This window comes from Vibrio rhodolitus, assembly GCF_003350325.1.
In the GTDB taxonomy this organism is placed as follows: Bacteria; Pseudomonadota; Gammaproteobacteria; order Enterobacterales; family Vibrionaceae; genus Vibrio; species Vibrio rhodolitus.
Map to the genome: position 1 here is coordinate 128,069 of NZ_QLYZ01000007.1, position 13,806 is coordinate 141,874.

The 13,806-nt window shown below is 46.9% G+C and carries 12 protein-coding genes; 7 read left to right on the forward strand and 5 right to left on the reverse strand.

Going from position 1 to position 13,806, the window contains the following annotated elements:
* Nucleotides 1-164: 164 nt before the first annotated feature.
* Nucleotides 165-2,753 (forward strand): bifunctional aconitate hydratase 2/2-methylisocitrate dehydratase, encoded by a 2,589-nt coding sequence (gene acnB / locus DPF93_RS09315; protein WP_114765926.1) that lies wholly within the window; start codon nucleotides 165-167, stop codon nucleotides 2,751-2,753.
* Between the two features lie 90 nt (nucleotides 2,754-2,843).
* Here acnB and DPF93_RS09320 read toward each other — a convergent pair whose 3' ends face one another.
* The 3 genes from DPF93_RS09320 to DPF93_RS09330 form a co-directional block, all read right to left on the reverse strand.
* Nucleotides 2,844-3,977, reverse strand: a complete 1,134-nt coding sequence (locus DPF93_RS09320) for a glycerate kinase (RefSeq protein ID WP_114765927.1) — start codon at nucleotides 3,975-3,977, stop codon at nucleotides 2,844-2,846.
* A 17-nt stretch (nucleotides 3,978-3,994) separates the two neighbouring features.
* Complete coding sequence (locus tag DPF93_RS09325) at nucleotides 3,995-5,260, reverse strand: GntP family permease (RefSeq protein WP_075649362.1); 1,266 nt, start codon at nucleotides 5,258-5,260, stop codon at nucleotides 3,995-3,997.
* Nucleotides 5,261-5,393: 133 nt separating this feature from the next.
* Nucleotides 5,394-6,545, reverse strand: a complete 1,152-nt coding sequence (locus DPF93_RS09330) for a sugar diacid recognition domain-containing protein (protein ID WP_114765928.1) — start codon at nucleotides 6,543-6,545, stop codon at nucleotides 5,394-5,396.
* Between the two features lie 134 nt (nucleotides 6,546-6,679).
* Between DPF93_RS09330 and DPF93_RS09335 the strand changes: the two genes are divergently transcribed.
* The 6 genes from DPF93_RS09335 to DPF93_RS09360 all read left to right on the forward strand — a co-directional run bounded on the left by DPF93_RS09335 (nucleotide 6,680) and on the right by DPF93_RS09360 (nucleotide 12,743).
* Entirely contained in the window at nucleotides 6,680-7,051 is a 372-nt protein-coding gene (locus tag DPF93_RS09335; RefSeq protein WP_114765929.1) for a YacL family protein, read from the forward strand.
* A 186-nt stretch (nucleotides 7,052-7,237) separates the two neighbouring features.
* Nucleotides 7,238-7,576 (forward strand): P-II family nitrogen regulator, encoded by a 339-nt coding sequence (gene glnK / locus DPF93_RS09340; RefSeq protein WP_004742633.1) that lies wholly within the window; start codon nucleotides 7,238-7,240, stop codon nucleotides 7,574-7,576.
* A 23-nt stretch (nucleotides 7,577-7,599) separates the two neighbouring features.
* Complete coding sequence (locus DPF93_RS09345; protein WP_114765930.1) at nucleotides 7,600-8,829, forward strand: ammonium transporter; 1,230 nt, start codon at nucleotides 7,600-7,602, stop codon at nucleotides 8,827-8,829.
* 147 nt (nucleotides 8,830-8,976) lie between these two features.
* Complete coding sequence (locus DPF93_RS09350) at nucleotides 8,977-9,990, forward strand: Fe(3+) ABC transporter substrate-binding protein (RefSeq protein ID WP_114765931.1); 1,014 nt, start codon at nucleotides 8,977-8,979, stop codon at nucleotides 9,988-9,990.
* 96 nt (nucleotides 9,991-10,086) lie between these two features.
* Nucleotides 10,087-11,712, forward strand: a complete 1,626-nt coding sequence (locus DPF93_RS09355; RefSeq protein ID WP_114765932.1) for an ABC transporter permease — start codon at nucleotides 10,087-10,089, stop codon at nucleotides 11,710-11,712.
* Complete coding sequence (locus DPF93_RS09360) at nucleotides 11,712-12,743, forward strand: ABC transporter ATP-binding protein (protein ID WP_114765933.1); 1,032 nt, start codon at nucleotides 11,712-11,714, stop codon at nucleotides 12,741-12,743. Before DPF93_RS09355 ends, DPF93_RS09360 begins: the two co-directional genes overlap by 1 nt.
* A 6-nt stretch (nucleotides 12,744-12,749) precedes the next feature.
* On the opposite strand, the gene DPF93_RS09365 is transcribed toward DPF93_RS09360, so the two are convergent.
* Both DPF93_RS09365 and DPF93_RS09370 read right to left on the reverse strand, forming a co-directional pair.
* On the reverse strand, nucleotides 12,750-13,043 hold the full coding sequence (locus tag DPF93_RS09365; RefSeq protein WP_114765934.1) for a ribbon-helix-helix domain-containing protein: 294 nt from the start codon (nucleotides 13,041-13,043) through the stop codon (nucleotides 12,750-12,752).
* A gap of 79 nt (nucleotides 13,044-13,122) precedes the next feature.
* Nucleotides 13,123-13,683 (reverse strand): DJ-1/PfpI family protein, encoded by a 561-nt coding sequence (locus DPF93_RS09370; RefSeq protein WP_114765935.1) that lies wholly within the window; start codon nucleotides 13,681-13,683, stop codon nucleotides 13,123-13,125.
* Nucleotides 13,684-13,806 lie beyond the last annotated feature (123 nt).

The following is a 13,806-nucleotide window of genomic DNA, read 5'->3' on the forward strand; positions in this document are numbered from 1 at the left end:
TAAATTTGCTATTATCCCGCCCACAGTTTGGCCTCTCTGGCGCTGTTTATCAGTCGATGAATAATGACAATATGGCAATGGAGAGCCAAGTTTCCAAGGATGTTTACTCCTCATGTTTATAACAAACAGAAACCGAGGAGAAACCGCAATGAGAGGAAAAAGTCGTGCTTGAAGCCTACCGTAAACACGTCGCAGAGCGTGCTGCTGAAGGAGTTGTTCCAAAGCCTTTGGATGCAGAACAAGTTGCTGGACTTGTTGAGCTATTAAAGACCCCACCACAAGGTGAAGAAGCGTTTATTCTTGACCTACTTGAAAACCGTATCCCACCAGGTGTTGATGAAGCTGCTTATGTTAAAGCGGGCTTTTTAACCGCTGTGGCGAAAGGTGAAGTTGCATCCCCATTAGTGAGCCGTGAAAAAGCGGCACAATTGCTAGGTACGATGCAGGGCGGTTACAACATTGCACCGCTAGTTGAGCTACTAGATGATGAAGCGCTTGCGCCTATCTCAGTGACTGCACTGTCTCATACTCTGCTGATGTTTGATGCTTTCTACGATGTCGAAGAGAAGGCTAAAGCAGGCAACCAATATGCGCAGCAAGTTATGCAGTCGTGGGCGGATGCCGAATGGTTTACTGCAAAAGATAAAGTCGCAGAAAAAATCACAGTTAAAGTATTTAAAGTCACTGGTGAAACCAATACCGATGACTTGTCACCAGCACCTGACGCTTGGTCTCGCCCTGATATTCCTGTGCACGCCAAAGCGATGCTTAAAATGGAGCGTGATGGCATCAACCCTGATGAAGCGGGAAGCGTTGGTCCAATCACGCAAATCGAAGAGCTACAAAAAGACGGTATCCCTCTAGCCTACGTCGGTGACGTAGTTGGTACAGGTTCTTCACGTAAATCTGCCACTAACTCAGTGCTTTGGTTTATGGGTGACGATATCCCATACGTACCAAACAAACGCACTGGCGGTATCTGTCTAGGCGGTAAAATTGCACCAATCTTCTACAACACAATGGAAGACTCGGGCGCACTACCGATTGAACTAGACGTACAGAACATGAATATGGGTGATGTAATTGATATCTACCCATATGAAGGCGTAGTACGTAAGAACAACGAAGAAATTTCTAAGTTTGAACTGAGCAAAGTGCTGCTGGATGAAGTTCGCGCTGGTGGTCGTATTCCACTTATCATCGGTCGTGGCTTAACCAGTCGTGCACGTGCTTCACTGGGTCTTGAAGATACCGACCTGTTTGCGAAGCCCGTGGACCCATCAGCGTCAACCAAAGGCTACACACTGGCACAAAAAATGGTCGGTAAGGCATGTGGCGTAGAAGGTGTGCGTGCAGGTCAATACTGTGAGCCTAAGATGACCACAGTCGGCTCGCAGGATACTACCGGTCCAATGACGCGTGATGAGCTGAAAGACCTAGCGTGTCTGGGCTTCTCAGCAGATCTTGTGATGCAGTCATTCTGTCATACTTCGGCTTATCCAAAACCAGTTGATGTAAACACACACCATACATTGCCTGATTTCATTATGAACCGTGGTGGTGTGTCACTGCGCCCGGGCGATGGTGTTATTCACTCATGGTTAAACCGTATGCTACTGCCTGATACTGTTGGTACTGGTGGTGACTCACATACTCGTTTCCCATTAGGTATCTCATTCCCAGCAGGTTCTGGTCTCGTTGCGTTTGCAGCGGCAACCGGCGTTATGCCATTGGATATGCCTGAATCTATCCTAGTGCGTTTTAAAGGTGAAATGCAGCCAGGTATCACGCTACGTGATCTTGTTCATGCCATCCCTTACTACGCGATTCAGCAAGGTCTACTGACGGTTGAGAAAGCCGGCAAGATCAACGAATTCTCTGGTCGTGTACTAGAGATTGAAGGCGTTGAGCACCTAACTGTTGAGCAGGCATTCGAGCTATCTGACGCGTCAGCAGAGCGTTCTGCTGCGGGTTGTACTGTTAAACTGTCGCAAGAGTCAGTGGAAGAGTACCTAAACTCAAACATCACTATGCTTAAGTGGATGATCTCTGAAGGTTACGGTGACCGCCGTACTATCGAGCGTCGTATCACAGCGATGGAAGAGTGGTTGGCAAATCCAGAACTGATGGAAGCGGATGCGGATGCAGAATACGCACACGTGATTGAAATTGACCTTGCTGAGATCAGCGAGCCAATTCTATGTGCGCCAAACGATCCGGATGATGCTCGCCTACTGTCTGAAGTTCAAGGCACACAAATCGATGAAGTATTTATCGGTTCATGTATGACTAACATTGGTCACTTCCGTGCTGCTGGTAAGTTACTTGAGCAGTTCGGTGGTCAACTAGATACTCGTCTATGGGTAGCGCCGCCAACTAAGATGGATAAGGATCAGCTAACTGAAGAAGGTTACTATGGCATTTACGGTCGTGCTGGGGTTCGTATTGAAACTCCGGGCTGTTCGCTATGTATGGGTAACCAAGCGCGCGTAGCAGACAAAGCGACCGTAATGTCGACGTCAACGCGTAACTTCCCGAACCGTCTAGGTACAGGTGCGAACGTTTACCTATCTTCTGCAGAGCTAGCAGCTGTGGGTGCAATTCTAGGTAAGATTCCAACTAAGGAAGAGTATCTAGAGTACGCTAAGCAAATTGATGCGACTGCGGCGGACACTTACCGTTACTTGAACTTCCATAAGATGGAACAGTACACCAAGAAAGCGGATGAAGTGATCTTCCAAGAGCCTGCATAAGCTTGTTTTAGAATAAAGCTTAGCTAATAAAAAAACCGCAGAAGATATCTGCGGTTTTTTGTTTTTATCAATTCAAGGAAAGCCGGTGAATTACAGCTTCACTTGAAGCATCGCAGCAACGTTACGCGCAGTTAATTCGATGTTTTGCGCCGCTTCTACTAGCGCGGTTGGCAGGTCAACGGAGCGGTTAACCACAGCAAATACAGCATCAATACCGTGCTCATGCACCACACCACAATCTTGAGTGAGACAGCCAGCAATGCCGATAACCGGTACATTGTGCTTTTTCGCGGTACGCGCGACACCAATTGGCGTTTTACCATGGATTGTTTGGCTATCGATACGACCTTCACCAGTGATCACGAGATCAGCATCAGCAACCACTTCGGATAGATTGACCGCATCCATAACGATTTCGATACCTGGGCGCAATTCTGCGTTTAGCAGTCCCATTAAGGCTGCACCTAAACCGCCAGCCGCACCAGCGCCAGGACGGTTTAGCACATCGTGACCCAATTGCTGTTTAATCACTGCCGCATAGTGAGCAAGGTTACTGTCTAGTTGCGCGACCATCTCTGGTGTTGCGCCTTTCTGCGGACCAAATACTTGTGATGCCCCTTTTTCGCCGCACAATGGGTTATCAACATCACACGCCACTTCTAAGCGTACATTCGCTAGGCGAGGATCAAGCTCACTCATATCGATGGTGTGCAGTTTCGCTAGTTCACCGCCGCCAAAACCAAGCGATTGACCTGACTCGTCAAGTAAGCGAATGCCCAGAGCTTGCGCCATGCCTAGACCGCCGTCGTTAGTCGCACTACCGCCGATGCCAACGATAATGTGCTCAACACCTTTATCAAGTACCGCTTTGATTAGCTCGCCAGTACCTAAGGTGGTGGTGATCATTGGGTTGCGCTTTTCAGGTTCGACTAGGTGCAGACCCGATGCCGCTGCCATTTCAATGATGGCCGTTTTACCATCACCCATTAGACCGTAGAATCCCGTCACTGATTGACCCAGTGGACCCGTTACTGAGTGCTCAATGATCTCACCGCCCGTTGCATCAACCAATGATTGAACCGTACCTTCGCCACCATCAGCCATTGGCAATTTGATGTATTCTGCATTTGGCAGGACTTGTTTGAATCCCTGCTCAATAGCAACGGCGACATCCATCGCGCTAAGACTTTCTTTGTAAGAATCTGGAGCAATAACAATTTTCATAGTAATACCTAAACGCCTTAAACAAATAAACCAAATACGCCGAACATCATGGTTGAGACAAATGCGATCATTAGACCAACCGCTGACTCGTAAGGAATGAGCTTAAGACGCTCACGAATATCCATGTGAACTGCACCACCTGTAGCGTGGAAGAAGCTGCCGTGAGGCATGTGGTCAAGTACGGTTGCACCTGAGTGAATCATTGCCGCGCCAGCTAGAGCTGGTACGCCAAGTTCCAAAATTGTGTGGCTAAATACGCTGGCTGCAACCGCAGTACCTGCTGTTGTCGAAGCGGTTGCCAGTGACATCATTGCACCTGAGATTGGTGCCAGTAGATAAGATGGCAAACCAGAAGCTGTCAGGATTTCAATTAAGCCACCTTTCAGACCTGAGTTAGCAATAATGCCCGCCAGTGTACCCGTACCAAGAAGCATGACTGCAACCGGAGCCATGCGGCTTAGACCAGAAACAGCGAAGTGGTTAGTATCGCTAAAGCGACCCATGACTACCGCACCAATAAAGCCGCCAAGCGGAAGCGCGATAAGGGGATCAACGTTGATACCAGCGATAGGGCGTAGAGCTAAGAGTGCAATCGCAACTAGCGGTGCAACAATCGCAGCGCCAAAGGTAGGCAGTTTGCTGTGATCGACAGAAACCACTTCGCTTTCATGCACCATGCTGCCTTTGTTGGTTAGGCGTTTAGCAATGATATAAGCCAGTGCCAGACCAAATAGACCCGGGATAACACCCGCAGCCATAACCGAAGTCAGTGGTACGTTGAACGCATCAGCTGCTGCAATGGCGTTCGGGTTTGGTGACATGACGTTACCCGCTTTACCACCGCCGACCATCGCAAGCAGAATGGCTGTTTTAGAGATGTTCGCGCGCTGGGCAATCGCCAGAGCGATAGGAGAAACAGTAATTACTGCAACGTCAACGAATACGCCAACAGCAGTCAAAATAAGAGTGGCTAGAGCCAGAGCAAGTAGGGCGCGAGTTTCGCCGACTTTCTTAACAATCGTTTCTGCAATAGAGGTTGCTGCGCCTGACTCAATCAATACGCCTGCAAGTACACCAGCCGCGAGAATGCGCAGAACCGCAGTAACAATACCTTGCGCGCCGCCAATCATTAGCGACACAGTGTCAGTCAGCGAAACGCCGCCAACCACACCACCAACTAAGGCACCGATAATCATGCCGTACGCTGGTGGAACTTTGCGTAGAATAAGTGCAATGGCAACAACAAGTGCCGCTAAGGCACCAAGTGTAGAGACTTCAGCCATGGGGATTTCCAAAAAGGTTTTAAGAATAATTTTGTTGGCACTATAGACGTGCTACTTAAAAGCGTCTTTGGATTGAGCAACAAATATTCTGGCTGAAATAACGACATTTTTGTGCAATTGCACAAAAGTTCATTTAGTGATGAAATAGATTTAGTGCTAGGTAGAGATGTAATTTGTCATCTAAGTTATTGATATTTAGGGATGTAATCTCTTCTATGCGCTCAAGTCGATAACGTAGTGTATTGCGGTGAATATGCAGGATTTGGCAAGTTTGATAAGCATCACAATTCTGAGCAAAATATGCTTTGAGGGTTTTCTCGAGCGTACCTTTGCTGTCGTTTTGCACCAGCAAATCGAAGGGTTCTCTAAGTTGGTCGGCTTTCCACGACTCTTCGAACAGGCTGCTTAGCAGCACAGGTAGGCGGTGATTTTGGTAGAAAAACACTTCCCCTTGTTGGTCTGCGACAGCGTTTAAAGTCAGCTTAGCGGTTTGGTACGATTTGCTTAGCCCGTCGCTATCGGCGAAATAATCACCCAGAGCGATGCGGATTTGAAACTTGCCTAACTGACGAACACGTTTAAGTAACTTAGTTACGCGTTTGCGCTCATTGTCGACCGACCAACCCGCTTTGGTTAATTCGATAGGTTTGAGCACCACCACTTCATTGGTTGAAACGGACAAAATGCCAACGAGGTTGTCACGTTCCGGAAACTCCAATAGATGCACCAACTGCTGTAGGTGTGCCAGCGATAATGGTGCATCACTGCCCGTTGGCATGACTTGCACGATCGCAGCGATACGTGGTTTCGCCAAGTCGAGCTCAAGCCTTTCGGCGATCACGCGAATTTGCCCATCATCGGTTGATGCGCCTTGGATAAGTTGCATTACCAACTCTTCACGGTGACGTTTATGCCATTCCACTTGCGACATCAACGCCGCTTGCTCGATGATCAACTCAGCGGTCATTTTGACTAGCTCACCATATTGATGCACCGCATCGGGCTTGCCGGAAATACCAATCACGCCAATCACTTTATCTTGGAAAATAATTGGTAAATTGATCCCCGGCTTAACCCCTTTGAGATGCTCAGCGGTTGCTTGGTCAATCGCCACCACGCGCTGTTCGGCAATCGCAAGAATAGAGCCTTCATGGCGTTGGCGCAGGCGAGTTGGATCGCCAGAGCCGATGATTCGACCAAACTCATCCATCACGTTGACCGAGTAAGGGATAATTTTCATGGTGCGTTCGACAATTTGTCGTGCGATGGTTTCGTTGAGCTGCATACGGGATGATGGTTAGAGGCAAAAATGCACCATACCATTGCTGATTTGTCGCGACAATATCCACACGAATCCGCTTTGCTCTGCCGTTGGGTTGTGGCTATACTGCCGCGTTTTTATTTTACTGGACTGTGACGATGGAATTTGAATTTATTCGCAATACGCTAATGGGCGAATACTACGTTAAGTGCAGTATGGGGCACGAGATTGTCGGGCGCTGGCTGCAAGATGAGATAGGCAAAGACTGGCAAAAAATAGAGCAAGTTGAGCAACTTATTGAACAAGCACTTACCAATCCGCAAAGTGAACATTTTCTAGAAGGGACGGAAATTAGCTTATCTATCCAAGGTGATGAGGTTATCGTTCAAGAAAATGTGCTTACGCACGGCGAAGAGTTGGATGCAGACAGTGAGTTTGATTTTTATGATTGTGAAAGTACCGCCAACTGTGGGGTTGAAGATTTTTCAATCATGATTGAGCAGTGGAAAAGCTTCCTGACGACACGCTAGTGCACATTATTGGTGAATGCATCAATAGATGCATTGATATCGTGAAAAGGCGCACCATCATGGTGCGCCTTTTTTGTGCTTCAAACACTAATTTTTTAATAAAGCATTTAAAATCAACAATTTAAAAAGTTGGCACATCCCTTGGATTAGAGAAAGAAAAGGACAATCGATCTGAGAGAGGATGCAATGAAACTAATCAACGCCATTATCAAACCGTTCAAATTGGACGATGTGCGAGAAGCCTTAGCTGATGTTGGTATCGAAGGTATGACGGTATCAGAAGTAAAAGGTTTTGGTCGTCAAAAAGGTCACACAGAGCTGTATCGCGGTGCGGAGTACCAAGTGGACTTTCTGCCAAAAGTAAAACTAGAAATCGCGACCCAGGCAGAGAATGTTGACCGTGTAATTGAAGCAGTAAGCAAAGCAGCCCACACCGGCAAAATTGGTGACGGTAAAATTTTCGTCTATGACCTAAGCCAAGCGGTGCGAATCCGTACTGGTGAAATGGACGCTGAAGCACTTTAAGACTCAAGGATTGGAGACTCATCATGGAATTATCATTAACAGTAAGCGAATTACGCTACGCCCTCGACACCTTTTTCTTTCTAATTTCTGGCGCGCTTGTTATGTGGATGGCAGCAGGCTTTGCCATGCTAGAGGCGGGGCTAGTTCGCTCTAAAAATACCACTGAAATTTTAACTAAGAACGTCTGTTTGTACGCTATTGCTTGTACCATGTATCTAATTGTTGGTTACAACATTATGTATGTCGACAATGGTGAAGGCGGCTGGCTACCGTCATTTGGTGCACTGATTGGCACGCAAGGCGAAGGTGCTGATCACTCACTAGAATCTGATTTCTTCTTCCAAGTCGTGTTTGTTGCAACGGCGATGTCAGTCGTATCTGGTGCTGTTGCTGAGCGTATGAAGCTTTGGTCATTCCTTATCTTCTCAGCAGTACTAACCGCATTTATCTACCCGATGGAAGGTTACTGGACATGGGGTGGCGGTTTCTTATCAGAAGCAGGTTTTAGTGACTTTGCTGGCTCAGGTATTGTACACATGGCGGGTGCAGCCGCTGCTCTAGCAGGTGTCTTGCTACTTGGTGCGCGTAAAGGCAAATATGGTAAGAACGGCGAAATCTACCCAATTCCTGGTTCAAACATGCCGCTTGCAACACTAGGTACCTTTATTCTGTGGTTTGGCTGGTTCGGTTTTAACGGCGGTTCACAGCTAATGGTGTCGGATTTTGAGAACGCGACTGCAGTTGGTCAAATCTTCTTGAACACTAACGCAGCCGCAGCCGCAGGTGCTATTGCTTCTCTATTAGTATGTAAAACAACTTGGGGTAAAGCGGACCTAACCATGATTCTAAACGGTGCATTGGCTGGTTTGGTAGCGATTACCGCAGACCCACTATCGCCTTCACCTGTTTATGCGTTGTCTATTGGTGCAGTATCTGGTGCGCTAGTGGTGTTTAGTATCGTCGCGCTAGATAAGCTTAAAATTGATGATCCAGTTGGTGCTATCTCAGTACACGGTGTGTGTGGTTTCTTTGGTCTAATGGTAGTGCCACTGAGCAACGGTGATGCAACCTTTGGTGCTCAGCTACTTGGCGCGGCAGTGATTTTTGCTTGGGTATTTGGTGCTAGCCTAGTGGTGTGGGGCGTACTAAAAGCAACCATCGGTATCCGAGTTTCAGAAGATGAAGAATTGGAAGGCATGGACATGCACGACTGTGGTGTTGGTGCTTACCCAGAGTTTGTTTCAGTGAAATAAAACGTTACAAATAGATTACTGAAAAAGCCCGCTTTGGTTAATGCCTTAGTGGGTTTTTTGTTTTTAGCGATTGAAATCCAAACAAACATGAATATAATAACGCAACTGATAAACATTATCATTACATATAAGCGAAGGATTTCGACAATGAAAAAGCTGTTAACTCTTTCTGCACTAGCTTGTGCAACTCTAGCCCCAACAGCAATGGCTGCTGAAGAAGTGAACGTATACTCTTACCGTCAACCTTTCTTAGTTGAGCCTATGTTCAACGAGTTCACAAAAGAAACCGGCATCAAAGTAAACGTAAAGTTTGCTAAAAAAGGTCTAGCAGAAAAACTTCAGCAAGAAGGTGAATACAGCCCAGCAGACGTGATCCTAACTGTTGATATCAGCCGTCTTTCTGATCTAACAGAGAAAGGTTTGGTTCAACCAGTTAACAGCGACATTCTAGAAAAGAATATCCCAGCGCAATACCAAGATACTGATAACGAGTGGTTTGCTCTAACAACTCGTACGCGTAGCGTTTACTCATCACGTGACCGCGTGGGTAAGCTAGGTGATGATTTCACTTACGCAGACTTAGCTAAACCTGAGTTCAAAGGCAAAATCTGTACTCGTAGTGGTAAGCACCCATACAACGTTTCTCTAGTGTCAGCGATGATTGCTGAAAACGGTGAAGCGGCGACTAAAGAGTGGCTAGAAGGCGTAAAAGCTAACCTAGCACGTAAGCCACAAGGTAACGACCGCGCGCAAGTTAAAGCGATTAAAGAAGGTCTTTGTGACGTTTCTCTAGGTAACAGCTACTACCTAGGCAAAATGGTTAACGACAAAGAGCAAAAAGCTTGGGCTGATGCGGTTTACATCAACTTCCCTAACCAGAACACCACAGGTACGCACGTAAATATCTCTGGTATGGCTATGGCTAAGTACTCGCCAAACAAAGAAAACGCAGTGAAACTGATGGAGTTCCTTGCAGGTGATACAGCGCAAAGCATGTACGCTGAAGTGAACTACGAATACCCTGTAAAAGCAGACGTGAAGCCATCAGAGCTAGTTGCTTCATGGGGTGAGTTTAAAGCAGACAAGATTTCTCTAGATAAGATCGCTGACCAACACGACGCAGCAATCAAGCTACTAGATGAAGTGAAGTTTGACCTTTAATCATCGTTAAGGGTATAAAATAACCCATAATTTAAATATGGAATATGAGATGTGAAGTATGACTTTGCATCTCTTTCCGCCTGAAATGATTAGGCGATGAAAGAAAAAAACTCTATTTGGAAAGCCAGTAGTGGGTCTTTAGCCCTGCTACTGGTTTTGCCTATTTTTGCGATATTTTTTACAGCTATCGGTGAAACCGATCAGCTGTTTTCTCATTTAATGTCAACCGTTCTGCCGACTTACACCTTTAATACGGTGGCGCTTGCGGCGGGCGTTATGTTGCTGTCTCTAGTCTTTGGCATCCCTTCAGCTTGGCTGATGGCGATGTGTCGTTTGCCAAGTGAGCGTATTTTGCAATGGGCGCTGGTCTTGCCGCTCGCCATGCCTGCTTATATTGTCGGTTATATCTTTACAGATTGGTTTGACTTCGCCGGTCCAATCCAGATTGCTTTACGCGATTTAATGGGGTGGCAAGCGGGTGATTATTGGTTCCCAGATATTCGTACCTTAGGCGGCGCGATCGTTGTTTTGGCACTGGTGCTTTACCCTTACGTGTATCTGTTATGCCGCGCTGCCTTTATGGAGCAAAACGTCTCTCTGCTGCAATCCGCTCGCTTACTAAAATGCTCACCATGGGAGAGTTTTTACCGAATTTCTTTGCCGTTAGTGCGCCCTGCGATTGCGGTCGGTTTGTCGTTAGTGGCGATGGAAACCATCGGTGATTTTGGCACAGTGAGCTATTTTGCGGTTAATACCTTAACCACCGCGGTCTACGATACTTGGCTGGGTTATTCCAGCTTAACGGCTGCCGCCAAAATCTCGGCGATTATGCTGGTGTTTGTGATTTTGCTACTCTCGACCGAGCGTTATAGTCGCCGTAAGCAAAAGCTATTTCAAAACCAGTTCAGCAGCCGTGAAGACTTTCGTTACCAACTGAGCGGTTGGAAAAAATGGTTGGCACTCACTTGGTGCTGGGGCTTGGTGTCGATTGCCTTTATTTTCCCACTAGGACAACTGCTTATCTACGCCTATAAGTATTTCGCGCAGAGTTGGACTGCTGAGTTCCAGCAATACGCTATCAATAGCTTGTATGTTTCACTGAGTGCTGCCGTGATTGCGGTATTGATTGCCTTGGTGGTCAACTTTTACCAGCGCTTGTCAGCCAAGCGCAGCGCGGTTGCCTTTATGCGTTTTTCATCGCTTGGCTATGCTGTGCCGGGCACCGTTTTAGCCATAGGTGTGATGGTACCTGTGCTGTTTATGGATCATTTGGTCAATGATATTGCCAAAGCAATGGAGTGGGGACGTCCAGGGCTGATTTTCTCAGGTTCGATGTTTGCGATTATTTTTGCTCTGGTGGTGCGCTTTTCTGCGGTAGCGATTGGCAGTATTGAAAGTAGCCTGAGTAAAGTGTCGCCGTCGCTGGATATGGCGTCGCGCACTATGGGCTGCAATGCCAATCAAATGTTGCGTCGCGTTCATTTGCCTTTGATTCGCCGTGGCGCGTTGATCGCAGGACTTTTGGTCTTTATTGAGTCGATGAAGGAGCTCAATGCTTCTTTGTTGCTGCGTCCATTTAACTTTGAGACACTGGCAACTTACGTTTATAACTTTGCTTCTGATGAGCACCTTGAGCTGGCTGCAATGCCTGCTGTGTTACTGGTCCTAGTTGGGTTAGTGCCTTTGGTGTTGGTCAACCGTTCTTTAGAGCAGGTACATTGATGAGCTGTGCACTTTCTATAAATAATCTTACCTGTAAATACGATGAGCAGACGACCATCTTGAAAGAGTTGTCGTTGCAAGTTGAGCAAGGTGAAATCGTCTGCCTATTAGGCGCAAGTGGCTGTGGTAAAACGACGCTACTTAAAGCCATTGCCGGTCTTCTGCCGCTTAGCTCTGGCTCAATGACGTTAAATTGCATGACCATCGATGATGGCGAAAATTGGTTGCCGCCAGAGCAGCGCAATATCGGTATGATCTTTCAAGACTACGCTTTATTCCCTCATTTGACTGTCGAGCAAAATGTGGCGTTTGGATTGTGCGAATTGAGTGCAGCGGAGCAGAAAAGCAAAGTAAAAGAGATGCTGGAGTTGGTGCACTTAGAGCAATTTGGTGAGCGTTACCCTCACCAATTATCAGGTGGTCAGCAGCAGCGCGTCGCGATTGCTCGCTCGTTGGCTTACAAGCCAGATTTGCTTTTGCTCGATGAGCCGTTTTCAAACATTGATACTCAGGTTCGTCATGAGCTGATTGGTGAAATTCGTAAGATCTTTAAGCAACAAGGCGTGACAGCGATTTTTGTTACTCACAGCCGTGAGGAGGCGTTTGCCTTTGCCGATAAAATGGCTGTGATGAACCATGGTGTGATTGAGCAATACGGTACGGCCAGTGAGCTCTACTATCAGCCATCAAGTAAGTTTGTTGCTGACTTCTTAGGGGGCGGTAGCTACTTAACCGCGACACGTATTTCTGATTTTGAGTTTGATACTGAACTGGGCATCATTGAAGCGGTTGCTCAGCAACCGATCGATATTAATGGCGGCTGTGAATTACTCCTAAGACCTCAACATGTGCAGATCAGTGCGGCACAAGAGAGTGGCGTTACCGTGACTGAGCAGCAGTTTATGGGCGATCATTGTCGCTACGTGATTAATGCTAATGGACACAAACTGTTTGCCAGCTCGTCTGAGGCGCTGGAGATTGGTCAGATGGTTTCAGTTAAAGTTGAAACTCAAGGCGTACTGGCGTTTTAAACCGGCTTAAGCTCTTTCAGTCAAATTGAGTGAGATGCGCTGCCCACCATTGAGATAGGTGGTGCAGGCGACGCGCAGCAGCGAGGTGAAGTTACCCACTTCCCCTCGCTTTTCTATCACTTCGTTATAAATCCGCGTTAAAAACTCTGCCACACTAATTTCCGCTTCGGCAGCAATATCTTCGATGATCTTCCAAAACACTGCTTCTAAGCGAATGCTGGTCACGACCCCATCTATGCGTACTGATTTGGACTTTAGTTCAAACAGTTCCACTTCCGCACCGGAATAAATCTCACACATGGCATCGCTCCAACTGGTTTCTCAACAAGTTTTTAGCTTAATGGATTCTACTCAAAGTGCATTACGCCTTTGGTCTAGTTTAAGTGAGTTTTTGATTGAATTGTGCCAGCCATGCAGGGTGTGCCGGCCAGGCAGGAGCGGTAACAAACTGACCTGAGGTGATAGCTTGATCCATTGCTAGATCTACATAAGTTGCGCCCGCTAGAGTTACTTCAGGTGCACACGCTGGGTAGGCGGAGATATCTTCACCTTCAACGATCTTGGCTGCTGTGAGCAACTGTGCGCCATGGCAAATCGCTGCGATCGGTTTACCTGCTTGATAGAACTCTTGCAGCAAAGTTATTACTTGTGGGTTAAGGCGCAGATACTCAGGTGCACGACCTCCTGGCAACAGAAGAGCGTCAAATTGCTCGGAAGCAACCGCTGAAAAGCTCTCATTGAGGGTAAAGTTGTGACCGACTTTTTCAGTGTAGGTTTGATCGCCTTCAAAGTCATGAATAGCGGTTTTGATCTGCTCGCCTTTTTGTTTATCTGGGCATACCACACTCACTTGATGGTCAAGCATGGATAATGCTTGAAATGGCACCATTAATTCATAATCTTCAACAAAATCTCCGGCGATGATCAGCACTTTTGCCATGGTCTTTCTCCTCTTGTTATTGGAGAAGTTAATTTAACAACTTGTTTACATGAGTTGGTAATAAGGGATTACTACATGGCGAATGGGCACAAAAAAGCCCAGCCAATAGCTGGGCAAATACTC

Bases quoted from the DNA above. Each gene is read 5' to 3' on its own strand.
- glnK (WP_004742633.1), top strand. From the start codon at position 7,238: ATGAAACTAATCAACGCCATTATCAAACCGTTCAAATTGGACGATGTG.
- DPF93_RS09370 (WP_114765935.1), bottom strand. From the start codon at position 13,683: ATGGCAAAAGTGCTGATCATCGCCGGAGATTTTGTTGAAGATTATGAA.
- DPF93_RS09320 (WP_114765927.1), bottom strand. From the start codon at position 3,977: ATGAAAATTGTTATTGCTCCAGATTCTTACAAAGAAAGTCTTAGCGCG.
- DPF93_RS09325 (WP_075649362.1), bottom strand. From the start codon at position 5,260: ATGGCTGAAGTCTCTACACTTGGTGCCTTAGCGGCACTTGTTGTTGCC.
- DPF93_RS09345 (WP_114765930.1), top strand. From the start codon at position 7,600: ATGGAATTATCATTAACAGTAAGCGAATTACGCTACGCCCTCGACACC.
- DPF93_RS09330 (WP_114765928.1), bottom strand. From the start codon at position 6,545: ATGCAGCTCAACGAAACCATCGCACGACAAATTGTCGAACGCACCATG.
- DPF93_RS09350 (WP_114765931.1), top strand. From the start codon at position 8,977: ATGAAAAAGCTGTTAACTCTTTCTGCACTAGCTTGTGCAACTCTAGCC.
- DPF93_RS09335 (WP_114765929.1), top strand. From the start codon at position 6,680: ATGGAATTTGAATTTATTCGCAATACGCTAATGGGCGAATACTACGTT.
- DPF93_RS09355 (WP_114765932.1), top strand. From the start codon at position 10,087: ATGAAAGAAAAAAACTCTATTTGGAAAGCCAGTAGTGGGTCTTTAGCC.
- DPF93_RS09365 (WP_114765934.1), bottom strand. From the start codon at position 13,043: ATGTGTGAGATTTATTCCGGTGCGGAAGTGGAACTGTTTGAACTAAAG.
- DPF93_RS09360 (WP_114765933.1), top strand. From the start codon at position 11,712: ATGAGCTGTGCACTTTCTATAAATAATCTTACCTGTAAATACGATGAG.